Origin of the sequence: Serratia sp. MMO-28 (assembly GCF_037199905.1) — a bacterium.
GTDB classification, from domain to species: Bacteria; Pseudomonadota; Gammaproteobacteria; order Enterobacterales; family Enterobacteriaceae; genus Chania; species Chania oryzae.
Window position 1 is genome coordinate 28249 of record NZ_JBBCVB010000018.1, and the last position, 23202, is coordinate 51450.

Below are 23202 nucleotides of genomic sequence, written 5' to 3' on the forward strand. Positions count from 1 at the left end.
CTCTCACAGCGGAAAATCCCCCTGATACAGTTTGACGTCCAGCGCGATAATCATCTGCTGATAGCGGATCATCACCCGGGTAAATAACATACTCACCAGCATCGCCATCGAACGATAGCTGCTGCCCAGCGACACATAGCCAAAGCGCAACGACTGAGCGTGGTGGATCGCCGCCGCCTCTTCGATAAAAATAAAGATAAACCGCCAGGTCAGCAGAATTTGCTCCGTCAGCAGGCGCGGTGCATGGCAGCGCTTGAGCAACTGGATCAGTTGCGGAAATGGCGTGTTCAGCACAAACCAGAAGGTGGCGGCCAGCGCGGCCAGGCTACGCCACAGGGTGTGATTGGCCGTTACCAACCCAGCGCGATCGATACCCAACCAGAAGTTCCCCACCTGCACACCCCACCACAGGCTATCGGGCTGCCGGGCCACCGAGAGCATAATGGTCAACATCCCCACCAGCAGAAAAGTCAGCGGGATCGCCAGCCAGCGCAGATACCGCACCGGGCCGATGCGCAGCAGGTAGCAGGTCAGCAGCGCGATAATCACCAGCAACAGCGCCTGATAGCTCGGTGGCAACACCATCGCTAACAGCAGAAACAGGCCATACAGCGCCAGTTTGGCCCGCGGATCCCGCTGCCGCCAGCGGCTTTGTTCGCTCAGTCGATCAATCCCCAGCATGCTCACGGCGTTTACCCCGGTAGTAACCCAGAATGTAAAAAATCACTGCCGTTCCCAACGAGCCTTGCAAGGTAAACAACAGGCTTTCAATCTCACCGCTGGCCGGTTTATACAGCGGGGCAAACCAGGGCTGATAGTGCGGTGAGGTTTGCTGGATCAAGGTTTTGGCTGCACCATCGGAGCCGCCATATTCACCACCGTGGTTGATAAAGAATGGCATGATGACCAGGGCAGCCACCAGCGCCAGCAGAATCAGCGTTTTTTTCATCTCAGTGTCCCTCTGCCGGGATCAACCGACGTTTCGTCAACTGGTCATAAATCATCACGGTCAGTAGCCCTTCGGCAATGGCGATCGGGATTTGCGTCAGGCAGAACACCCCCATAAATTTCACGCTGGAGCCGATGATGCCAAACTGCGGATCCGGAAAGGCCATCCCCAGTTGTACCAAGGTGACAAAATAGGTCGCCAGATCGGCCAGCGCCGCGCACAGAAACACCGCCACATCGCGGCGCAGGCCTGATTTACAGGCCAGTTGCCACACCAGATAGCCCACCACCGGCCCGATCACCGCCATCGACATGCCGTTGGCCCCGAGCGTCGTCAGCCCACCATGAGCCAGCAGCAGCGCCTGGAACAGCAGCACGATCGCCCCCAACACCGCCACCACCGCAGGGCCGAACAGGATCACCGCCAGCCCTACGCCGGTGGGGTGAGAACAACTGCCGGTGAGCGAAGGGATCTTGAGCGCTGAGAGCACGAAAATAAACGCCGCGCACAGTGCCAGCAGCACCTTCTGGTTGCTGTCGTCGCTGACGATCTGTTTCATCCGCCGTAGCCCGATATACAAACAGGGCAGGAACAGCAGCCACCAGGCCATCGCCCACAGCGGTGGCAAAAAACCTTCCATAATGTGCATGGCAAAGGCGTCTTGCGGCAGCAAGATCATCAACAACGCGAATCCTAATCCCATTAATGAAAGCTGCTTGGTTTGCGTCTCCATCGGTTACTCCTCGGTAAACCAACGTTTATTCACCAGAATGGTCGAAAAATAGGGCAACGGCCGGTCGGCTGGCAGTTGATCCAACCGCCGCCAGCACTGCTCGCCCGGCTGCGTGGCTTCAGCCATCAGCAGCGCGTGATCGAACAACTTCAGCCGCGCCAGCAACGCCTGGATGCTGGCAAAGCGGCCATACACTTTCATCAGCACCACACAGTCGTGGGTTAACAACGCCTGTTCCAGCTCGGCTTCCGCTGCCGCGCAGGACATTACCGCCAACGACTGCGTTTCCATCGCCAGCGGCAAGGCAGCGCGCGCGGCGATCGCCGCAAACGAGGTGACGCCCGGCACAATCTCCAGCCAGGCCGGGCGGCCAAGGCGCGCCAGCAGAAAAACCCAGGTGCTGAACAGCATGGCATCACCCAGCGTGATAAAACCCACCTGTTTGCCACGCGCGACTTCCGCCTTAAGCTGCTGCGCTACGTCGTCCCAGGCCGCCTGTTTTTGTGCATCATCGGCGCTCATTGGGAAATGGCAGGTGCGGATCTCGGTGTGTGGCAGCAGGTATTCCCGCACGATCGCCAGCGCCAGGCTGTCGCCGCCTTTACGGCCCGCCGGGGCATACAGCACATCAAGCTGGCCAAGCAGCCGGGCGGCACGCACGGTCAGCAAATCACTGCCCCCTGGGCCGACGCCCAGTGCATACAGTTTGCCGCTCATCAGGCCACCTCCTGCTGGTTGTGGCACAAAGCCGCGTGCAGATGTTCGGCAAACATCTGGCGAATCAGCGGGTTTTCGCCCAACCCTTGCAGCCAGCATTGCGTTTCAATCCCGGCCGCCGCCATTTGCGAGCCCCAGGAACCGGGGTCGGCAGAGGCCATATCATTAATCGCGTGATCGCCTGCCACCAGCATCAGCGGCATCAAATGCACTTTGCGCACCCGCTGTTGCTGCAAGCGGGCGATCAGCCCGTCCACCTCCGGGTAACTCTCTACCGCCCCCACCAGCGCCGGGAAGCGCTGTGCGGCCATCAGATGATCCAGGCAGGCATAGGCGGCAAAGGCGTGATGGCCGGTACCATGGCCCATAAACACCACCCGCTCATCGGCGGCCAGCGGCGGCATTTGCCCCTGTAATGCCAGCAGTAATTGCTGATAGTCGGCAAAGCTGCTGAGCAACGGTTTGCCCAACGCCAAACGCCAGAAACGGTGGCGATTGGCGCGTACTTCGCTGGCCACTTTTTCATATTCGTCGCCGTTAATGATGTGCAGCGACTGGATCGCCACATCCTGATAACCCGCCTCTGCCAAACGCTGTAGCGCCTGCTGTGGGTTATCGATCTGCAAGCCGTCGCGCTGGCGCAGCTTGCGGATAATCATTTCCGAGGTGAATGCGCGGAACAGATGGCGATCGCCGCAGCCTGCTGCCAACTGCTGCTCACAGGCTTCGATGTTTTTCTGCCGCGTGCTTGCATAGCTGGTACCAAAACTGATCACTAACAGCGCTTTTTTCATATCACTTCCCTTGAGGTTTCTGCCAGTGGGCCAACAACTGCGCAAAGGCTGCCAATGAGTCTATCTGTTCACTCCCGTTTTCTAACGGTTGCGGGCGACGCACCACGATGCAGGGAATGTTTAATACCAAACAGGGTTCAACCTTTTGCAGATAGCCCCCTTCGCTGCCGGATTCTTTGGTGATCACCACGTCCGGCTGGCAAAACTCGTACAATGCCTGGTTGAAGCGCGCACTGAACGGGCCGCGCAGGGCGATGATGTTATCCACCCCTAACCCCAGCGCTTCGCTTTGCGCTAACACCTCGGCGGTCGGTAATACTCTGACCAGCAGAGTTTTCCCCGGCAGGCCGCGCTGATATTCCGCCAATTGCTTGCTGCCAGTGGTCAGTAACACCCGTTGCCCCATCCCCTGAGCCAACACGCAGGCTTCAGCCACCGTATTCACCTTGTACAACTGCGGGTGCGACAGCCGGTCAATTTCGCTCGGGCGCTGATAGCGCGTCAGGCGCAGCCCCAAGCGGTGGCAGGCGTTCATCACATTGGTGCTCAATGCATCGGCATAAGGGTGCGAGGCATCGATCACCCAGCGAATGCCACGCTGTTGCAGATAATCCGCCATCTCGTTGCTGTTCATGCGCCCAACCACCACCTCACCCTGAAGGTTGCCCGCCAGCTGTTTACCCGCATCGCTGGCCACCGACAGGCTATAGCGTTCACCGGCCCGATCCAGGCACTGGCAAATCAACCGCGCATCGTGGGTTCCACCGAAGATATGGATCACAGTGCATAACCCCGCGGAGTGATCATCAGCCCGTTGCGGCAATAGGTGGTTTGGTTGCCGACAATCACCAGGCTGGTCATATCGACCGGTGCAAAATCCATCTCACCGAGCGTGGTTAACCACTTTTCCTGCTTTTTGCGGCCAGCGGCCTTCACCACGCCGACCAGCGTTGCAGCCGCTTTATAAGGTTGCATCAGCGCAAAGGCGCGAGCGAGATGCCCTTCCCGGCCACGGCTGCGCGGGTTGTAGAAGCAGATCACAAAGTCGGCCTGCGCGGCGGCAATGATGCGTTTTTCGATCACCGGCCACGGGGTAAGCAAGTCACTCAGGCTGATATGGCAAAAATCATGCATCAGCGGCGCACCGAGCAGTGAGGCGGCGGCGATGCTGGCGGTAATACCCGCCACCAGCTTCACCTCCAGATCTAACTGCTGCTGGCCGACAAGCTCCAGCACCAACCCGGCCATGCCGTAAATCCCGGCATCACCGCTACTGATCAGCGCCACGTTGTGGCCCGCCAAGGCCAAATCGATCGCCACCTGACAGCGTTCAATCTCCTTACACATACCGGTTTTGATCACCTGCTTATCGCCGATCAACGGCTTCACCAGGTGGGTATAGGTTTTATAGCCGACGATAATTTCTGCCGCGCGGATCGCCTCGATCGCATCCTGCGTCATCATCGATTCACTGCCTGGCCCAATGCCAATCACGCTTAACATGAATGTGCTACTCCCAATGTCATGGTGACCCCCTGCTCACGCAGCGTGTTGCCCACCAGTTTTCCTCCGCTCATCAGCCAGGCTACCGGCTGTGAAACGCTGCCAACGCCTACCGTGGCTCGCACAAAATCAGAGGCCGGGAAGCGTTGTTCGTGGTGGCGCAACTCATGGCTGCTGAACAGTTCGAACGGCACTCGCCAGCAACGCGCCAATTGTTGCAAGGCTGGCTCATCTTTTTTGATGGCGACGCTGCCGATAGCGCGCAGCGCCATCGGATCGAAATGGTTGTCTGCCAGTTGTTGTTGCAGCAGGTCAATCAAGGTTTTTAATGCCGTGGCGCGGCGGCAACCGATGCCCACCACCACCCGACGCGGCACCAGTTTGTACACCGGCAGCGGCAGCGCCGGTAAGCAAGCGCGCAGGCTGACGCACACCAGCGCGTCCAGCGCTGGCAGATGGTGTAAATCCGCCACGGGGATAAAGCCACGGGTATCGCAGCCGGGTTGTTCCGCCTGCAAAGGCTCATCCCACCACAGCCCAACTTTCTGGCCGCTGACCAATTGCTGGTTCACCGTTTTCACCGCCTGACGGAAATCCTGCATCTCGGCATCCAGTTGCGTCGCCAGGGTATCCAGCGCGGCCATTTGATTGACATCGGTCGCGGTGGTGATCACCGGATCGGCCCCCAGCAGCCCCGCCAGAAACAGCGTCAACGCATTTGCCCCCCCCACATGGCCCGACAGCAGGCTGATCACATGCTGGCCGCGTTCGTCGATCACCACCACCGCCGGATCGCTCATTTTATCGTTCACCAACGGGGCAATCACCCGCACGGTCAGGCCGGTGGCCCCCACCACCACCAAGGCCGAATAGCTTTTGAACGCCTCGCGCAGCGTAGCGCCGAAGCTACCGTTAAACGGCTGGAAGCCCGGCATCAGCAGCTTTTCGCTGGTAAAACAGGTGAGCGGCAAGTGGGTTTGCAAGCGCTGCTCCAGCCGCACGCCGCCCGGTGTCAGGCAGAACAGGGCAATGGCTTCAGGCTTGACGGTATTCATGGCTGAACCCCGCGTCATACAGCTTGGAATAGTGGTATTCGTCCCCCAAAAAGGCACCCACCAGGATCAGCGCGGTTTTGTGGATCGCTGCCGCACGGACTTTTTGCGCGATCTCCACCAGCGTGCCGCGCACCGTTTGGCTCTCTTTCCAGGTGGCTTTGTACACCACCGCCACCGGCGTCTGTGGCGGATAGCCGCCCGCGATCAACTGCTCCACCACCCGCGCCATCTCCTGCACGGAAAGGAAAATCGCCATCGAGGTCTGATGGGCGGCAAAAGCGGCTAGCTGTTCGCGCGGCGGCATCGGCGTGCGCCCTTCAATGCGGGTAATGATCAGGCTCTGCGCCACTTCAGGCACGGTGTACTCCACCCCCAGTTGTGCCGCTGCCCCCAGAAACGCGCTCACCCCCGGCACGGAGACAAAGCCGATCCCCTGCTGCGCCAGCATTTCGCCCTGCTCGCGGATCGAACCGTACAGCGAGAGATCGCCGGTTTGCAGCCGCACCACCAGCTTGCCCGCGCGCACGCCGTTCACCATCAGCGCAATGATTTGCTCCAGCGTCAGGCCCGCGCTGTCGTGCAGTTCGGCCTGCGGCGGGCAATAGCGCAACAGTTCGCTATTAATCAGTGAACCGGCGTAGATCACCACCTGCGCCTGTTGCAGCAGCCGGTAGCCTTTCAGCGTGATTAGCTCCGGGTCCCCCGGCCCTGCGCCAACAAACCAGACTTTCTGTGTATCCCAAAGGTGTTCAGACATCGCGGCCCTCCTTGCGGCAAGAAATAAGATAGGTGGGGTTGTTCGGCTTAAAATAGTAGCCACGGCCCAGCGGCGTCAGGGCTGAGAATTGCAGTTGCTCGCCGCAGATCCCCTCCACGTTGCGCGCTTGCAGGCAGGCCAGCGCCTCCGTGAAGTTGTTCAGCAAAATAAAGCTCAACACCAGGCGACCAGCGGGGCGCAGTTGCGCCAGCGCCCAATCGATCAGGGCCAGCAGTTGCCCGCCGCTGCCGCCGATAAACACCGCATCGGCCAGCGGTTCTAACGCCAGCGGGGCAGTGGCGGCCACAATGTTGACGTTGCCGCACCCCAACCGCTGGCGGTTTTCGGCAATCAAGGCCAGCGCGGCGGGGTTATGTTCAATCGCGGTGACCAGCAACGCGGGGAAACGCAACGCGGCCTCCAGCGCAACGCTGCCGGTTCCGGCACCTACGTCGATCAAGTGCTCGGCCCCCGCCAACGCTAACCGCTCCAGCGCCAGCAAGCGCACGGCTTCTTTAGTCATCGGCACGCGTTGCCCGCGTAAAAATGCATCATCTTTCATTGAGGATCACCACCACATTCATGTCATAACGTTGCGCGACCGCCGCCGGTGGCAAGCGATAAATCCGTTCGGCCGGCAGCGAAAGGTTCTCACCGATAATCAGGCTGCGTATCAGGCCGCGCTGGAGAATGGCGTCGGCAATGGCACGCGGCCCGATCGCCGCATCGGTCACCATCGCTACCTTGTGGTGTTGCAATAGCCAGTCAAAATCCGGCGTGCGGCCATGGCTGCTGGTGAGATAAATATCGTTCATGTCCAAGGCGATTCGTGCGCACAGGTATTGAATGGCGCTGATGCCAGGAATGACCTGCAGCTCCGGCGCTGAGAAATGTGCCGCCAACCATTTACCAATGCCGAACAACAGCGGATCGCCAGAAGCCAGTACCACAATGCGTTGCGAACCAAGGTGAGCACGCAACCATGTCAGCAAAGCGCTCAAGTCGGCATCCAGGGTGCGGGTTTTATGAGCGGCTGTAGCAAAGACAGCCAAGTGACGCGCCCCACCAACCAGCCAATCGGCAGTGGCGATCGCCACCTGCGCCTGTGGCGTCAGTAATTGGGGATTGCCGGGGCCGACGCCAGCCACAACGATCATCGCATCACCTCCACAATCTCTTGCAGCGGCCGGTTGCAGCCCAGGATCTGCTGATCGAAAGAAAACAGAATCGCGTCGCAACCCGGCGGGTTAACGCTAAAACGCAGCATTTCCTGCACCCGCTCGCAGATCCGCCTGGCGATGCGCGGATACAGCGCCTGCCAGCCTTGCACGGCGATCAGTTCCATGGCCGCTTCGGTGGTGTCGCACTGTTCAACCTGTTGCAACAGCGCCAGCGGGGCGCCCATCAGCGCCAGATGGGCGATCAGGGTTTCCATACGCCCGTCGGCGATATGGCTGTGGGTATGGAAGATCCCGGCGGCTATCTTGACCAGCTTGCCCGGATGGCCCACCAGCACAATATGGCGGAACTCCAGCCGTACCGCTTCTTGCAACAGGTAGCCGACAAAATTGCTCATGGTCACCACTTGTTGGCTATCCAGCCCAAGCCGTTCGCGTACAAAGCGCTCACCGTGGTTACCCGGCACCAGGATCACCTTATCCAACCCTGCGGCTCGCTTCATTTCCAGCTCTAAAGCCAGCGAACGCTTCCAGCTCTCTTCCGACATCGGCGTGACAATGCCGGTGGTGCCGATGATCGAAATGCCCCCCAAAATCCCCAACCGGCCGTTGTAGGTTTTCTGCGCCCGCGCGATCCCTTCCGGCGCAAAAATCTCTACCTGTGCGCCGCGCAGTGGGCCAATCACCTCGCGTACGGCGGCTTCGATGGTCTGACGCGGCGTGCGGTTGATCGCCGCGCTGCCAACGGCCAAGCCGATACCTTTGCGGGTAACGGTGCCCACGCCTGCCCCACCGTGCAGTAAGATCTGCTGGTGGTCGTTTTGCAGCGTGACGCGGGCAAAAATCAGCATGCCGTGCGTAGCATCCACATCGTCGCCGCCGTCTTTGCGAATCGCCGCCGTTGCCTGTTGCCCTTCAATCAGCGGTTGCTCAACGTTCAGATTTAGCGTCACGCCCGAAGGCGTAACGATCGCCACCTGATGGATGATCTGCTGGCGCAGCACCATCAGCGCCGCCACCTTCGCCGCCGCCGTGGCGCAAGAACCGGTGGTGTAACCTTTGCGATAGCGCTTGCCGTGATGCCACACGCTGTCTTGCAGGCTCATAGTTCCCCCCGCAGGTAATACAACGTGGCGTTGATAATCGCGGCGGCCACGTTGCTGCCGCCTTTGCGCCCACAGGCAACGATGCTCGGTAACGGGCTGTTCTGTAACGCCTGTTTGGATTCCGCCGCACCGACAAACCCCACCGGCACACCGATCACCGCCAGCGGGTTGGCTTGCTGTTCCAGCAAGCGGAATAGCGCAGTAGGAGCATTGCCGAACACAAACAGCTTTTCCCCGGCTTCCGCCAACGCAATATCCACCGCCGCCATCGAACGGGTGATCCCTTGGGTTCTCGCGGTATCAATCACCCGTGGATCGCTGATATAGCAACGGCATTGGCACCCCATCTGCTGCAACAGGGTTTTGTTGATGCCGGAGAGCGCCATGGTGGTATCGGTATACAACGTGCAGCCACGGCGCAATCCCTCAGTGAGCACGTGCAGCACGTTTGGGGAAAACCACAGAATATCCAGCCAATCGAAATCGGCGGTGGTGTGGATCACCCGCTTAATCACCGCTTCCTGCCAGGCATCGGCAAAACGGTAATCCGGGCGTTCGCAGGCGATAATCTGCTCGATAATCCTGAAGCTTTGCTGCTCAATGTGTTGCGGTTGTTTAAGGTAGTTCATCGCGATCCTTCTCTAAGCGCCAACCCAAAGCAGGCGCAACAGTGCAAACAGCAGCAGCGCCAGTAACGCAGCCATCCTCATCAAATGAATGCTGTGGGGGATATCCGCCAGCGCCACTTCCCGCTGGCCGTCACCGATCCAGGGTTTTTCTACCCGCTGACCAAAGTAATCATTCGGCCCACCCAAGCGAATCCCCAGGGCTCCGGCCACCGTCGCCTCCGGCCAGGCGCAGTTCGGGCTGGCGTGCTGATAACGATCGCGCCAGCCAATGCACAAAGCGCGGCGATAGTTCAGCCCCACCAGCCAGGCCGCCGCACTCAGCAGCAACCAACTCAGCCGGGCCGGTAACCAATTAGCAAGATCGTCCATCCGAGCCGACACATAGCCGATGGCGCGGTATTGCGGTGTTTTGTAACCGACCATTGAATCGAGGGTATTGACCGCTTTATAGGCCATCGCCAGCGGCGCACCGCCGAGCAGCAGGAACATCAGCGGCGCGATCACGCCGTCTACGCTGTTTTCTGCCACCGTCTCCACCACCGCGCGGTTAATTTGCGGGGCTTCGAGCTGCGACGTATCACGCCCGACAATCCACGACAGTTTGCGCCGGCTCTCTTCCAAACCGGCGTACTCCAGCGCGTAGTGCACCTCCATCGCCGCATCCTCCAGGCAGCGCGCGGCCAGCAGGGTGTAGATCAGCCACACTTCAGCCAGCCAGCCGAGCCAAGGGTGGATCTGCGTCAGCAGTGCTAAAAAGCCCCAACTGAGCAACCACACCAGCCCCACTACCGCCAACCACAGCAGCCCACCGCCGATCCTGAGCGCCCTTTCGCTGTGGCAAGCGCGGCGGATCGGGCGTTGCAGAACGTTAATCAGGTTACCGATCCAGCGCACCGGATGCGGCCAGTGCGGCGGATCGCCCAGCAGGCTGTCGAGCAGAAAAGCCGCAAACCAGGCTGCCAGCGTCATAGCACGCTCCTGGCCGCCGTCAGCCAGCGATCCAACAAGCCAGGGCGTTGTGCAAAATGAATATGCAGATAGCTGGCCTGAGTGCGGCCAAGCTGATACCCCCCCTGCCAGCGCTGTACCGCAACGCCGTCGCGCCATTTGGCGCAGTCAAATACCGGCGTCAGCGGGCTGGAAAAATCGGAATAGTGAAACTCGTGGCCGCGCAGGGTTTCCCCTTTGGCGGCCAGCAACGTGTCGGTACGGGCTTGCCACTGGCAATAGCCGAAGCGCGTCAGGCGATCTCCCATGCGGCTTTCCCCCGGCAAAATGCCGCTCATCCGGTGGCACTGCCCAGCACTGTCGGTCAGCCCCTGGCCGAGATACATCAGGCCACCGCATTCGGCATAGATCGGAATCTGCCGCCGCTGCGCCGCCTGTAGCGCAGCGTGCATCTGCATGTTGGCCGCCAGTTGCGCTGCATGTACTTCGGGGTAGCCGCCGCCGAGGTAGATCATCTGGCAAGCCGGCAATTGGCGATCGTGCAGCGGGCTGAACCGTTGGATGCGCACGCCCGCCTGCTCCAGCAGATCGAGGTTATCCGGGTAGTAGAAGTTGAAAGCCTCATCCTCGGCCAGCGCCAAGGTTAAGCCTGCGGCCAGTTCAGGCGCGGGTAATGCCGGGGGTTGGCCGACCGGTTGGTGGCCAGAGAGGGTCAGCGCCAGCAAGCGATCGAGATCGACATGGGCTTCAACCTGCTGCGCCAGCCGCTGCCAGCAGGGATCGTTGCCAGCACTTTCTTGTGCAGCAACCAGCCCCAGATGGCGGGACGGTAACGCCACCTCCGCCAGCACCGGCAAGCGCCCTAACACCGGTATGGCGCAATAACGTTCGATAGCCTGACGAATCAGTTGGTAATGTTGGTCTGAATTCACCCGGTTGACGATCACCCCAGCTAGATTCAGTGCCGGATCAAACTGGCGGAAACCCAGCACGGTTGCCGCCACCGAGGTGGATACCGCTTTGCCGTCCACCAGCAGGATCACCGGGCAGCCCAGTTGCTTGGCCAGCGCCGCACTGCTGCAATAGTCGGGATCAATACCATAGCCGTCGTACAGCCCCATCACGCCTTCGATCACCGCCACATCGGCATGGCACCGATGTTGGTTGTACAGGCCGTTGAGGGTTGCCGCTGGCAGCATAAAGGCATCCAGGTTGCGCGATGCCACGCCGGAAACGGCACGGTGCCAGCCAGTATCCAGATAGTCGGGGCCGACCTTGAACGGTTGCACGCGCAGGCCGCGCCGTTGCAGCGCGCGCAGGATGCCGAGCGTCAGCGTGGTTTTGCCACAGCCGCTGCCGGTACCTGCGATCAGAAAAGCGCTTTTGTCTGTTGGCTGCATAAAAAAATCCCGGCCACTCGGTCGGGATTTCGGCGTCAAAAAGATACGCTCACACAGCACCAACGCTGCACGTATCTAGTGACAACCCGCTTCCCTCCGAAGGAGTTGAATGCTAGCCCCAAAGAACTTGGCGTTGCAGGTAGGCAGCTAGCACCTTTACAACTCAAGTACGCAGGGGGTAAACCAACTGGCCGGTCTTCTGGCTTAGCTTCATCCTCATCCACCACCTTCCCGATCTACAGATCAGTGGCATAACCAGCGCCTTACAAAATACTTTGGCTATACGGTGAAATCGTCAGCATCACAGCAGCGGGGGCTGCGGGGGATTAACACCCCCTTCCCAATCACAATTTATTCAGATTGTGAGTTATCCAGTTGGCGATAATAATTCTTTTACCTAACTCATTTAATCTATCAATTTATTAACATTGCGATAGCATTAAATATTTTCTCTATAGAACGTCTTACTGATAATAATTAATATACGTCAGCTAATTAATAAAAAAATGTTCAGTTTATTTATTTGCGAAAAAAACATGGCCACACGATAGTAAAATATTGCTCTCTGACAACGGCCATTGCTGTTGCAGCAAGGGCTTAACGCTTATTTTCAGATTTTATCAATAACAAAATATTGTTATCTGCCTCTGCCATTCAGTAATGCCACTCTTACTCCACCAGATTGGGTTGCTCAATCGCCAGCGAACGAAATGCTTGCGGTGTCACATTATAAGTCTGGCGAAATACCTTACAGAAATAACTGGTCTGCGAGAAACCCAGGTTTTTCGCAATGCTGGCAATACTCCAATCACTGTGTTGTAACATCTCCCTGGCATTGGCCATACGTTGTTGATTAACCCACACGTTGAAGCCAACGCCCTGATATTTTTTGAATAGCTTGCTGAAATAGTAAGGGCTGAGATACACCTTGGCTGCCACGTCTTCAAGGCGCAACTCTTCTGAAAGATGGGCATCAATATAGCGCAACGCCTTTTTCATTTTCGCTTCGTGCGGATTGGGCTGGCGTGCCTTAGCCTGCTCTTTAGTTTCGTTATTATCTTTGATCACCACAAAATTCAGATGCTTCTTCAAACAATTTTCCACGATCAGCTTCAGCAAATCCGCCGAGGCAATCACCCGTGAATATTCCATCACCTGCACATTATGGAACTCATCCAGCAACGCCGGATCCTTTTGCCAGCAGTCATCAACGCTGAGGATATCAATCAGCCCGACTTCCTGTTGCAGCCTGACCTGGCCACACAGCACAAAGCCCACCAGGTGGCCAGCAATCACCAGCGGGATAGAAAAATCCGTCAAGCCCGCATGGCAGCGATAGATACAGGGCTCATTGGATTTTGAGGCTTCAAGCCCGCCACAGCGGTCACTCATGCGGCAACGCAGATGGTTAACGGGATCCTGGCGCATCATCTGGCAAAACGAGGTGAAATTAAACAGATCGGAGATTTCCTCACCGTGAATGTTCACGACCACGACGGCCAATCCCGTAGCCTGAGCAAAGTCTTGGGCAATTTTATTGATGAGTTCTGAGTTAAGTAAACTGGCAGAAATCATTATAGCCCTCCCTACGTGAAGTTTTATTTATTGTGATAATCTGTCCCTACTGTTATCAGTTTGTTATTTTTTGCTTTTATCTCCCGAGGGGAAAATGAAAAGATAAGATTCGTTAATCGTATTAAGAGCCAGCGCTTAAGCCTATCAGACTAATAAAAAACCCGAAATCGATTTTCATGGATTAATCCAAACAGATCACAAAAATCATCCTCACTCCAATTTTGGAATGAGGAGACTCAAAATCAGATCTTTTCTTCTCCTAATTGGCAGGCATTACACGGCAGATTTTTGCCAATTAAATAGCGGTAACCGGCAGCGCCCAGGCAGGCACCAATCACCGGAGCGACGATCGGCACAATAAAATAGGGAATATCGCGCCCGCCGGTCATTGCCACTTTGCCCCAGCCAGCAAAGAACGCGAACAGCTTCGGCCCAAAGTCACGCGCCGGGTTCATGGCAAACCCGGTCAACGGGCCCATCGAAGCACCGATCACCGCCACCAGAATACCGATCAGCAAAGGCGCCAGTGGCCCGCGCGGCACCCCATTGCCGTCATCGGTCAGCGCCATTACCAGACACATCAGAATGGCGGTAATGACGATTTCCACCAGTGATGCCTGTAGCACGCTAATGGCAGGATTTGGATAAGTGCTGAAAATGCTGGCCAGTTGCAGGCTCTCCAGGCTGCCGCGCACCATATTTTTCGCCGCTTCGGTCTCGGCAAACAGATTATGGTAGAGGGCGTAAACCAGCGCCGCGCCACAGAAGGCACCGACAATCTGCGAGGCACAGTACCCCAGCACCTTGCCGCGCGGGAAGCAGGCAAACAGCCACATGGCGATGGTGATCGCCGGGTTCAGGTGCCCACCGGAAATCCCCGCCGTCAGATAAACCGCCAGAGAAATCCCCAACCCCCAGACGATGCAGATTTCCCACAGGCCAAAATTGGCTCCGGCCAACTTCGCCGCACAAAGGCACCCGGCACCGAAAAAAATAAACAGCCCGGTGCCGAGAAACTCGGCAATACATTGCGCTTTCAGTGAATCATTCATAACCTTCCCCTGCGTGATTGGATGAGGAATCAGCCCACATCAACTGGCTCCCGGGCAACAGCAATACTGCGAGCTACTATAGAGAGCGGGCAAACGAAAGTGTTGTTGCAATGGCCAAGCGGCGGGGGAAAAACTTGCCTGGCAATAACAGATTATTGTTATTGATAATTTGAAAAATCATTTATTCTCAGGGTAATAGATAGAATTTTATTTAAAGCTAAAATAACACTTTCTTGTTCTACCCTTCTTCCGTTATTGCTATCCAGCTCTCAATTTTCACGCTCTGACGCTAATAATAAAATTTCAGATTAAAATAGAAATTTGAAAAGCGAATTTTTGCTAATACCGAAGCATTACAATTCACAATAAAAACAGTGAAATAGAAAACCTTCACATCCAATTTTTATTATCCAGTCACCAACCATTCTCCGCAAACAATTTAAGTCAGCCATTCTTTTTCGTTGCTTATTTGTATATTCGCTGCATCACAGTCCTGACAGAGGTGTTTATGCAACAAGAAGCATTAGGAATGGTGGAAACCAAAGGGTTAGCCGCCGCCATCGAAGCCGCCGACACCATGGTGAAGTCTGCCAACGTGGCGCTGGTGGGCTACGAGAAAATTGGCTCTGGCCTGGTGACCGTCATCGTCCGCGGCGACGTGGGCGCAGTGAAAGCGGCAACCGATGCCGGTGCCTCTGCCGCCGCCCGGGTGGGAGAAGTCAAAGCCACTCATGTCATTCCGCGCCCACATAGCGACGTGGAGAAATTCTTACCAAAGGGAAATAGCCGATGAGCAGCCATGAGCTGGTCGACAAAATCATGGCCCAGGTGATAGCCAAGGTCAGCGAGCACACCCCGGCTGCTTCCTCACCACTCACACACACAACACGAGATACGGTTATGGCAGAAAAAACCTGCAGTTTAACGGAATTCGTTGGGACCGCCATTGGCGACACAGTGGGTCTGGTTATTGCCAACGTCGACAGCGCCCTGCTGAGCGCCATGAAGCTGGAAAAGAGCTATCGCTCGATTGGCATTCTCGGCGCCCGCACCGGTGCGGGCCCGCACATTATGGCGGCAGATGAAGCCGTCAAGGCCACCAATACCGAAGTGGTGAGTATTGAACTGCCGCGCGATACCAAAGGCGGCGCGGGCCATGGCTCGCTGATCGTCTTCGGCGGTAACGATGTCTCCGACGTGAAACGCGCCGTTGAAGTGGCGCTGAAAGAGCTGGATCGCACCTTCGGCGACGTTTATGCCAATGAAGCCGGTCATATCGAACTGCAATACACCGCTCGCGCCAGCTATGCGCTGGAAAAAGCCTTTGGCGCACCGGTGGGCCGTTCCTGCGGGGTGATCGTCGGCGCTCCGGCCGCCGTTGGCGTGCTGATGGCTGATATCGCGGTGAAATCCGCCAACGTCGACGTGGTGGCCTACAGCTCACCGGCACAGGGCACCAGCTACAGCAACGAAGTGATTCTGGTGATCTCCGGTGATTCCGGCGCGGTGCGTCAGGCGGTGATATCCGCCCGAGAGATCGGCAAAACCGTTCTGGCCACGCTGGGTGCCGAACCGAAGAACGACCGCCCTTCTTATATCTGATGCCAAGTGAGGCTGTTTCATGAAATCGAAAAGATTTGAAGCATTGGCAAAACGCCCGGTCAATCAGGACGGCTTTGTCAAAGAGTGGATCGAGGAAGGCTTTATCGCCATGGAAAGCCCCAACGATCCCAAACCGTCGATCAAAATCGTCGGCGGCGTCATCACCGAGCTGGACGGCAAGCCGCAGAGCGAGTTTGACCTGATTGACCACTTTATTGCCCGCTACGGCATCAATCTGGCACACGCAGAAGAAGTGATGGCGATGGATTCGGTGAAGCTGGCCAATATGCTGTGCGATCCCAACGTCTCTCGCGCCAGCATCGTGCCGCTGACTACCGCCATGACCCCGGCGAAAATCGTCGAAGTGGTGTCGCACATGAACGTGGTGGAAATGATGATGTCGATGCAGAAAATGCGCGCGCGTCGTACGCCGTCACAGCAGGCACACGTCACCAACGTGAAAGACAACCCGGTGCAGATCGCCGCCGACGCCGCAGAAGGTGCCTTCCGCGGCTTCGATGAGCAGGAAACCACCGTCGCGGTAGCCCGTTATGCGCCGTTCAACGCCATCGCGCTGCTGGTTGGCTCGCAGATTGGCCGCCCAGGCGTGCTGACTCAATGTTCACTGGAAGAAGCCACCGAACTGAAACTCGGCATGCTGGGCCACACCTGTTATGCCGAAACCATTTCAGTGTATGGCACCGAACCGGTGTTTACCGACGGCGATGACACCCCGTGGTCGAAAGGCTTCCTGGCTTCGTCCTACGCTTCACGTGGGCTGAAAATGCGCTTTACTTCCGGCTCCGGCTCCGAAGTGCAGATGGGCTATGCAGAAGGCAAATCCATGCTCTATCTGGAGGCCCGCTGCATCTACATCACCAAAGCCGCCGGGGTTCAGGGCCTGCAAAACGGTTCTGTCAGTTGCGTGGGCGTACCTTCGGCCGTGCCTTCCGGCATCCGGGCCATTCTGGCCGAAAACCTGATCTGCTCCGCGCTGGATCTGGAGTGCGCCTCCAGTAACGACCAGACCTTTACCCATTCGGACATGCGCCGCACTGCCCGCCTGCTGATGCAGTTCCTGCCGGGAACCGACTTCATCTCCTCCGGTTATTCCGCGGTACCGAACTACGACAACATGTTCGCCGGTTCCAACGAAGATGCGGAAGACTTTGACGATTACAACGTGCTGCAACGCGACCTGAAAGTGGACGGTGGCCTGCGCCCGGTGCGCGAAGAAGACGTGGTTGCCATCCGTAACAAGGCTGCGCGCGCACTGCAAGCGGTGTTTGCTGGTATGGGGCTGCCGCCGATCACCGATGAAGAGGTTACCGCCGCCACCTACGCCCACGGTTCGAAAGATATGCCGGAACGTAACATCGTCGAGGACATCAAGTTCGCGCAGGAAGTGATCAGCAAAAACCGCACCGGCCTGGAAGTGATAAAGGCGCTGGCACAGGGCGGCTTCGAAGATGTGGCGCAGGACATGCTCAACATCCAGAAAGCCAAGATCGCCGGTGATTACCTGCACACGTCGGCCATCATCGTCGGCAATAACCAGGTGCGATCGGCCGTCAACGATCTCAACGACTATGCCGGCCCGGCTACCGGTTACCGGCTGCAGGGCGCACGCTGGGAAGAGATCAAAAACATTCCTAACGCACTTGATCCTAACGCGATCGATTAAGGGGTTCACGCCATGGTGGATATTAACGAAAAACTACTGCGCCAGATTATTGAAGGCGTGCTGCAGGAAATGCAGGTGGAACAAAAGCCGGTCTCCTTCCAACCGGATGCACCCGCCGCCGCACAGCCTGCAACGGCCCCCGGCAGCAGCTTCCTGACCGAAGTGGGTGAAGCCAAGCCCGGCAACAGCCAGGATGAGGTGATCATTGCCGTCGGCCCGGCGTTTGGCCTGTCGCAGACCGTCAACATCGTTGGCCTGCCGCATAAAAACATCCTGCGCGAGCTGATTGCCGGTATCGAAGAAGAAGGTATCAAAGCGCGAGTGATCCGCTGCTTTAAATCATCCGACGTCGCCTTTGTGGCGGTGGAAGGCAACCGCCTCAGCGGTTCCGGCATTGCCATCGGCATCCAGTCGAAGGGCACTACGGTGATCCATCAGCAAGGGCTTCCCCCGCTTTCCAACCTGGAACTGTTCCCGCAGGCACCGCTGCTGACGCTGGAAACCTACCGGATGATCGGTAAAAACGCGGCCCGTTATGCCAAACGAGAATCACCGCAGCCGGTACCGACGTTGAACGATCAGATGGCACGGCCAAAATACCAGGCCAAATCGGCGATTCTGCACATTAAAGAAACCAAATATGTGGTGACTGGCAAGAATCCGCAGGAACTCCGGGTACAGCTTTAACAAAGGAAAACACAATGAATTCCGAAGCTATTGAATCCATGGTGCGCGATGTCCTGAGCAAAATGAACAGCTTGCAAGGGCAAACCGTCACCACCGCCACGCCGCCAGCAGGCAACGGTAGCAAGGCCAAAGTGGCCGATTACCCACTGGCCAACAAACACCCGGAGTGGGTGAAGACCTCTACCAACAAAACGCTGGATGATCTGACGCTGGCCAACGTGCTCAACGGCAGCGTCACGCCGCAGGACTTGCGCATTACGCCGGAAATCCTGCGCATTCAAGCCGATATCGCCCGTGATGCGGGCCGCGAACGCCTGGCAATGAACTTTGAGCGTGCGGCGGAGCTGACGGCGGTGCCCGATGACAAGGTGCTGGATATCTATAACGCCCTGCGCCCGTTCCGTTCCAGTAAAGAGGAGTTGAACGCCATCGCCGACGATCTGGAGAAAAACTATCACGCCAAGATCTGCGCGGCGTTTGTCCGCGAGGCGGCAGCACTGTACGTGCAGCGCAAGAAACTTAAAGGCGACGATTAAGGTCAAGCTAAACCGTTCCTTTCGTTGGGGGAAAGGAGAACTAACCAGTCTCCTCTCCCACTGGGAGAGGAGCGTTACCACCGGCATAAAGTTAACACTGAGGGCGGGACATGCGTTACATAGCAGGTGTGGATATCGGTAACTCATCAACGGAAGTGGCGTTGGCGCGCTGTGATACCGGGGGGAGGTTCGAATTCGTCACCAGTACCCTGACTGAAACCACCGGAATCAAAGGCACCCAGCGCAATATGTTTGGCATCCGCCAGGCGCTGGACATGCTGGCGGCCAAAGCGGGCATCGCCCTGAGTGATATCAACCTGATCCGCATCAACGAAGCCACGCCGGTGATTGGCGATGTGGCGATGGAGACCATTACCGAAACCATCATCACCGAATCCACCATGATCGGCCACAACCCGAAAACCCCCGGTGGACTGGGGCTCGGGGTGGGTATCACCATCACCATGGACGAGTTGGTGACGCGCGATCCTTCCCAGCCCTACATTCTGGTGGTGCCGAAAACGGTGGATTTTGCCGATGTCGCCAGCGTGGTTAACGCCACCAATGGGGCCGGTTACCGCATCACTGCCGTGATTATGCAACGTGATGATGGCGTGCTGGTGAGTAACCGCCTCACACACCCGTTGCCGATCGTTGACGAAGTGCTGCATATCGACCGCATTCCAATGGGGATGTTGGCGGCGGTTGAAGTGGCTATGCCGGGCAAGGTGATCGAAACCCTCTCCAACCCCTATGGCATTGCCACCGTGTTCTCACTCAGTGCTGAAGAGACTAAAAACATCGTCCCGGTAGCTCGCGCGCTGATCGGCACCCGTTCAGCGGTGGTGGTCAAAACCCCGGAAGGCGACGTCAAGGCGCGTTCGATACCCGCGGGTCATCTGGAGCTGTTAGCCGATGGCCGCACTTTACGGGTGGACGTCGCCGCAGGCAGTGAAGCGATCATGAATGCCGTCAACGCCTGCCGCCGCATGGAGAACGTTAGCGGTGAAGCGGGCAGCAATATTGGCGGTATGTTGGAACATGTGCGCCAGACCATGGCAGAACTGACGAATAAGCCCACCAGGGAAATCTTCATTCAGGATCTGCTGGCCGTGGACACATCGGTGCCGGTGAACGTGACCGGCGGGCTGGCCGGTGAGTTCTCGCTGGAGCAGGCGGTAGGCATCGCCTCGATGGTGAAGTCCGATCGGCTGCAAATGGCGCGTATCGCCAGTGAGATCGAACAGACGTTGCATATCGATGTGCAGGTCGGCGGAGCCGAGGCCGAAGCCGCGATCCTCGGTGCCATGACCACCCCAGGCACCCGGGCACCGCTGGCGATCCTCGATCTCGGTGCCGGTTCAACGGATGCCTCCATCATCAACGCCAAAGGCGAAATCATCGCCACCCACCTGGCCGGTGCCGGAGACATGGTGACGATGATTATCGCTTCAGAACTGGGCCTGGAAGACCGCTATCTGGCTGAAGATATCAAAAAGTATCCGCTGGCTAAGGTGGAAAGCCTGTTCCACCTGCGCCATGAGGATGGCAGCGTGCAGTTTTTCCCCCAGCCGCTGCCCGCCGAGGTATTTGCTCGCCTGGTGGTGGTGAAACCGGAAAATCTGCTGCCGTTGCCCGGTGAGTTCTCACTGGAAAAAGTGCGCAATATCCGCCGCTCGGCCAAGCAGCGGGTGTTCGTGACCAACGCGCTGCGCGCCCTGCGCCAGGTCAGCCCAACCGGCAATATCCGCGATATTCCCTTCGTGGTGCTGGTTGGCGGCTCGTCGCTGGATTTTGAAATTCCACAGTTGGTTACCGACGCCCTCGCCCACTACAAGCTGGTGGCCGGGCGCGGCAACATCCGCGCCTGCGAAGGCCCGCGCAATGCGGTCGCCACCGGCCTGATCCTCTCTTATCAGCGGGAGATCGCACGATGATTACCGCCAATGATATCCCCACGATTGCGATCAGCGCCGCGCCGGAGGTCACCGAACGGCAATGGCAACAGGTGCTGCTCGGCATTGAAGAAGAAGGCATTCCCTGGCGTTGGCAACCAAGCGCCGATGGCGAAGTGGTGCAACGCGCCTGGCAGGCCGCCGCACGCTCTCTGTTGCTGGTGGGGCTGGCCTGCACTGCCAATGAGATGGTAGTGCATTACCGCAATTTACCTGCCGATCAGCCGCTGTTTCGGCTGGCCGGGCCACAGGAGGACGATCGGTGGCGGCGTTTGGGTAACAACGCCGCACGTTTGGTGAAGGGTTTGCCCTTTAAATAAATGCAGTCATAACGCTACAGCTTGATGAATGTAAGGGTATACCCAATGAATTTCGCGTCGCAGCCAACAACGCTGTGGCTTGAAAGACAAAGGGCATAAAAAGCGAATATCACAGGAGAAAACAAATGAATAACGCATTAGGGCTGGTTGAAACAAAAGGCTTGGTCGCGGCCATTGAAGCCGCCGACGCCATGGTGAAATCCGCCAACGTGCAGTTGGTCGGTTACGAGAAAATCGGCTCCGGGTTGGTCACCGTGATGGTGCGCGGCGACGTTGGGGCAGTCAAGGCAGCGGTGGATGCCGGTTCAGCGGCCGCCAGCGCGGTGGGCGAAGTGAAGTCCTGCCATGTGATCCCACGCCCGCACAGCGATGTGGAAGCCATTCTGCCTACCTCAGCCTAAAGCTAAGAACAGGAGCACAGCGTGAAAACGTCACTGGGATTACTCGAAGTTAGCGGTTTGGCGCTGGCGATTGGCGCGGCGGATGCCATGGCGAAAGCCGCATCCGTTCAACTGGTCGGAATGGAAAAAACCAACGGTTCGGGCTGGATGCTGCTGCGCCTTACCGGCGATGTGGCGTCCGTTCAGGCAGCAATTACCACCGGTGCGGCCTTTGCCGCACAGCGCAACGGGCTGGTGGCGCAAGCGGTACTGGCCCGCCCGGCAGACAGCCTGCTGGCGCATTGGCAGCCACCACGGCACGCAGCGGTTGTGGTGCCGCAGATACCACCTGCCGTTGAAGAACAAACCCACAGCCTGCCCACACTCCCAGAGCCACCCGCGCTAGCAGAGACTCCGGTTTTTTCGAGCGTACGGGCAAGCTGCAATCTTTGCCAGGATCCCGCCTGCCAGCGCAAGAAAGGGGATCCGCGCGACCGTTGTTTGCACAGTGTGAGAGGGGGTAAGGCCTGATGGAAAAAGCGTTGTTGGAACCCGTGGTCAGCAAGATCCTCGACGAGATGCGCCTGCGTCCGATCCCGCTTGGGGTTTCCAACCGACATGTGCATCTGTCTCAGCAGGATTACCAGCGGTTGTTCCCGCAGCAGCCGCTGGTTGAGAAAAAGGCGTTGCTGCAGCCCGGCCAATACGCCGCCGAGCAGAGCATCACGCTGGTTGGGCCGAAAGGCAGCTTGCACAACGTGCGTATTCTCGGGCCGCTGCGCAAGCGCAGCCAGGTGGAGATTTCCCGCAGCGATGCCCGCGTGCTGGGCATTGCCGCGCCGCTGCGCATGTCGGGTGATCTGGACAACACGCCGGGCATCCGGCTAGTCAGCCCGTTTGCCGATCTGGAGCTGGAAAACGGCGCGATGGTGGCCCAGCGCCATATTCATATGTCGCCGCTGGACGCCCTGATTTATCGGGTGCAGCACGGCGAGCGCGTTCAGGTTGCGGTCCACGGCGGTGGCCGACGGCTGGTGTTTGACGACGTGGCGATCCGTGTTTCACCGCAGATGCGGCTGGAGTTGCATATCGATACCGACGAAGCCAACGCCGCCGGGGTGGACAACCCTGGTGCCTTCGCCACCCTGGTGCCTCGGTCATGAACCTGGAGCGGTTGGTCAACCTGGTGGTGGCACGGCTGGTAGAGCGTGAACAACGGGTTTATTCCGTGAGTTTGCCACAGCTGCGGCACGGGCTCGAACCGGCAGCTTATTTACATCACGCCACCCTGCATCTGCTGCTGCCGGATCCAGGCTTTATACAGCAGTTGGCCGCCGGTAACAGCGCCGAACCGGCGGTAGCCGCGCTGCACGAGGCCTGGTCATGGGGGCTACGGGTGCATATCAGCCTGCATCAGCAATTGCTGCCCAGCTTGCCGCGCAAAGCGCTGCAACGGTTGCCGCTGAGCCTCAGCGATCATCAGGGGCAACCGATCCGGCTGAGCGCCAGCAAGCTACTGAGCTATGGCGATATTGCCACGCTCGGCCCCTGCTGGCTGATTATCGGCCACAAAACGCGGGTGACGCCGCTGGCACAGGATTATCTGTCAGTGCGCCGTATTCAACTGTTAAGGCAGGAGTAA

General features: G+C 58.0%; 28 protein-coding genes and 1 riboswitch. Of the genes, 11 read left to right on the top strand and 17 right to left on the bottom strand.

Annotated elements, in window-relative coordinates; translation table 11 throughout:
- Nucleotides 1–3 precede the first annotated feature (3 nt).
- The 17 genes from WG891_RS16355 to WG891_RS16435 form a co-directional block, all read right to left on the bottom strand.
- Nucleotides 4–681 (bottom strand): energy-coupling factor ABC transporter transmembrane protein, encoded by a 678-nt coding sequence (locus WG891_RS16355; protein ID WP_337263813.1) that lies wholly within the window; start codon nucleotides 679–681, stop codon nucleotides 4–6.
- Nucleotides 668–949 carry an energy-coupling factor ABC transporter substrate-binding protein gene (locus tag WG891_RS16360; RefSeq protein WP_337263789.1) on the bottom strand — a complete coding sequence of 94 codons (282 nt, stop codon included), beginning with the start codon at nucleotides 947–949 and terminating at the stop codon, nucleotides 668–670. Before WG891_RS16360 ends, WG891_RS16355 begins: the two co-directional genes overlap by 14 nt.
- A gap of 1 nt (nucleotide 950) precedes the next feature.
- Entirely contained in the window at nucleotides 951–1682 is a 732-nt protein-coding gene (gene cbiM / locus WG891_RS16365) for a cobalt ECF transporter S component CbiM (protein ID WP_337263788.1), read from the bottom strand.
- A gap of 3 nt (nucleotides 1683–1685) precedes the next feature.
- Entirely contained in the window at nucleotides 1686–2399 is a 714-nt protein-coding gene (locus tag WG891_RS16370) for a cobalt-factor II C(20)-methyltransferase (protein WP_337263787.1), read from the bottom strand.
- On the bottom strand, nucleotides 2399–3193 hold the full coding sequence (gene cbiK, locus WG891_RS16375; protein WP_337263786.1) for a sirohydrochlorin cobaltochelatase: 795 nt from the start codon (nucleotides 3191–3193) through the stop codon (nucleotides 2399–2401). Before cbiK ends, WG891_RS16370 begins: the two co-directional genes overlap by 1 nt.
- A 1-nt stretch (nucleotide 3194) precedes the next feature.
- The gene (locus WG891_RS16380) at nucleotides 3195–3974 is read right to left on the bottom strand and encodes a cobalt-precorrin-6A reductase (protein ID WP_337263785.1); all 780 of its coding nucleotides are present in this window, start codon (nucleotides 3972–3974) and stop codon (nucleotides 3195–3197) included.
- The gene (locus WG891_RS16385) at nucleotides 3971–4696 is read right to left on the bottom strand and encodes a precorrin-3B C(17)-methyltransferase (RefSeq protein WP_337263784.1); all 726 of its coding nucleotides are present in this window, start codon (nucleotides 4694–4696) and stop codon (nucleotides 3971–3973) included. Before WG891_RS16385 ends, WG891_RS16380 begins: the two co-directional genes overlap by 4 nt.
- Nucleotides 4690–5751, bottom strand: a complete 1062-nt coding sequence (gene cbiG / locus WG891_RS16390; RefSeq protein WP_337263783.1) for a cobalt-precorrin 5A hydrolase — start codon at nucleotides 5749–5751, stop codon at nucleotides 4690–4692. Before cbiG ends, WG891_RS16385 begins: the two co-directional genes overlap by 7 nt.
- Nucleotides 5732–6508 (bottom strand): cobalt-precorrin-4 methyltransferase, encoded by a 777-nt coding sequence (locus tag WG891_RS16395; RefSeq protein WP_337263782.1) that lies wholly within the window; start codon nucleotides 6506–6508, stop codon nucleotides 5732–5734. Before WG891_RS16395 ends, cbiG begins: the two co-directional genes overlap by 20 nt.
- A complete protein-coding gene (locus tag WG891_RS16400) occupies nucleotides 6501–7070 on the bottom strand; it encodes a decarboxylating cobalt-precorrin-6B (C(15))-methyltransferase (protein ID WP_337263781.1) in 570 nt (189 codons plus the stop codon). The genes WG891_RS16395 and WG891_RS16400 overlap by 8 nt, the downstream gene beginning before the upstream one ends.
- A complete protein-coding gene (locus WG891_RS16405) occupies nucleotides 7060–7665 on the bottom strand; it encodes a cobalt-precorrin-7 (C(5))-methyltransferase (protein WP_337263780.1) in 606 nt (201 codons plus the stop codon). The genes WG891_RS16400 and WG891_RS16405 overlap by 11 nt, the downstream gene beginning before the upstream one ends.
- Nucleotides 7662–8792, bottom strand: a complete 1131-nt coding sequence (gene cbiD, locus WG891_RS16410; protein WP_337263779.1) for a cobalt-precorrin-5B (C(1))-methyltransferase CbiD — start codon at nucleotides 8790–8792, stop codon at nucleotides 7662–7664. Before cbiD ends, WG891_RS16405 begins: the two co-directional genes overlap by 4 nt.
- Entirely contained in the window at nucleotides 8789–9421 is a 633-nt protein-coding gene (locus tag WG891_RS16415) for a cobalt-precorrin-8 methylmutase (RefSeq protein ID WP_337263778.1), read from the bottom strand. Before WG891_RS16415 ends, cbiD begins: the two co-directional genes overlap by 4 nt.
- A 12-nt stretch (nucleotides 9422–9433) precedes the next feature.
- Nucleotides 9434–10390, bottom strand: coding sequence for an adenosylcobinamide-phosphate synthase CbiB (gene cbiB, locus WG891_RS16420; protein ID WP_337263777.1), 957 nt, complete (start codon nucleotides 10388–10390; stop codon nucleotides 9434–9436).
- Nucleotides 10387–11769 carry a cobyrinate a,c-diamide synthase gene (locus WG891_RS16425; protein WP_337263776.1) on the bottom strand — a complete coding sequence of 461 codons (1383 nt, stop codon included), beginning with the start codon at nucleotides 11767–11769 and terminating at the stop codon, nucleotides 10387–10389. Before WG891_RS16425 ends, cbiB begins: the two co-directional genes overlap by 4 nt.
- Before the next feature lie 172 nt (nucleotides 11770–11941).
- A riboswitch (cobalamin riboswitch) is annotated at nucleotides 11942–12160 on the bottom strand.
- 278 nt (nucleotides 12161–12438) lie between these two features.
- Nucleotides 12439–13344: a transcriptional regulator PocR gene (gene pocR / locus WG891_RS16430; protein WP_337263775.1), complete on the bottom strand. Its 906-nt coding sequence runs from the start codon at nucleotides 13342–13344 to the stop codon at nucleotides 12439–12441.
- A gap of 242 nt (nucleotides 13345–13586) precedes the next feature.
- The gene (locus WG891_RS16435; protein WP_337263774.1) at nucleotides 13587–14396 is read right to left on the bottom strand and encodes an MIP/aquaporin family protein; all 810 of its coding nucleotides are present in this window, start codon (nucleotides 14394–14396) and stop codon (nucleotides 13587–13589) included.
- A 508-nt stretch (nucleotides 14397–14904) separates the two neighbouring features.
- Here WG891_RS16435 and pduA point away from each other — a divergent pair.
- The 11 genes from pduA to pduM all read left to right on the top strand — a co-directional run bounded on the left by pduA (nucleotide 14905) and on the right by pduM (nucleotide 23202).
- Complete coding sequence (pduA, locus tag WG891_RS16440; RefSeq protein ID WP_337263773.1) at nucleotides 14905–15189, top strand: propanediol utilization microcompartment protein PduA; 285 nt, start codon at nucleotides 14905–14907, stop codon at nucleotides 15187–15189.
- Complete coding sequence (pduB, locus tag WG891_RS16445) at nucleotides 15186–15998, top strand: propanediol utilization microcompartment protein PduB (protein WP_337263772.1); 813 nt, start codon at nucleotides 15186–15188, stop codon at nucleotides 15996–15998. Before pduA ends, pduB begins: the two co-directional genes overlap by 4 nt.
- Nucleotides 15999–16017: 19 nt before the next feature.
- A complete protein-coding gene (gene pduC, locus WG891_RS16450) occupies nucleotides 16018–17682 on the top strand; it encodes a propanediol dehydratase large subunit PduC (RefSeq protein WP_337263771.1) in 1665 nt (554 codons plus the stop codon).
- Nucleotides 17683–17697: 15 nt separating this feature from the next.
- Nucleotides 17698–18369, top strand: a complete 672-nt coding sequence (locus WG891_RS16455) for a propanediol/glycerol family dehydratase medium subunit (RefSeq protein WP_337263812.1) — start codon at nucleotides 17698–17700, stop codon at nucleotides 18367–18369.
- Between the two features lie 14 nt (nucleotides 18370–18383).
- A complete protein-coding gene (gene pduE, locus WG891_RS16460) occupies nucleotides 18384–18905 on the top strand; it encodes a propanediol dehydratase small subunit PduE (RefSeq protein ID WP_337263770.1) in 522 nt (173 codons plus the stop codon).
- A 110-nt stretch (nucleotides 18906–19015) separates the two neighbouring features.
- Nucleotides 19016–20842: a diol dehydratase reactivase subunit alpha gene (locus WG891_RS16465; RefSeq protein WP_337263769.1), complete on the top strand. Its 1827-nt coding sequence runs from the start codon at nucleotides 19016–19018 to the stop codon at nucleotides 20840–20842.
- Complete coding sequence (locus WG891_RS16470) at nucleotides 20839–21180, top strand: glycerol dehydratase reactivase beta/small subunit family protein (RefSeq protein WP_337263768.1); 342 nt, start codon at nucleotides 20839–20841, stop codon at nucleotides 21178–21180. Before WG891_RS16465 ends, WG891_RS16470 begins: the two co-directional genes overlap by 4 nt.
- Nucleotides 21181–21305: 125 nt before the next feature.
- Nucleotides 21306–21581, top strand: coding sequence for a propanediol utilization microcompartment protein PduJ (pduJ, locus tag WG891_RS16475; RefSeq protein ID WP_004090424.1), 276 nt, complete (start codon nucleotides 21306–21308; stop codon nucleotides 21579–21581).
- A 21-nt stretch (nucleotides 21582–21602) separates the two neighbouring features.
- Nucleotides 21603–22091, top strand: coding sequence for a BMC domain-containing protein (locus tag WG891_RS16480; RefSeq protein ID WP_337263767.1), 489 nt, complete (start codon nucleotides 21603–21605; stop codon nucleotides 22089–22091).
- Entirely contained in the window at nucleotides 22091–22723 is a 633-nt protein-coding gene (locus tag WG891_RS16485) for a phosphate propanoyltransferase (RefSeq protein ID WP_337263766.1), read from the top strand. Before WG891_RS16480 ends, WG891_RS16485 begins: the two co-directional genes overlap by 1 nt.
- Nucleotides 22720–23202, top strand: a complete 483-nt coding sequence (gene pduM, locus WG891_RS16490; protein WP_337263765.1) for a microcompartment protein PduM — start codon at nucleotides 22720–22722, stop codon at nucleotides 23200–23202. The genes WG891_RS16485 and pduM overlap by 4 nt, the downstream gene beginning before the upstream one ends.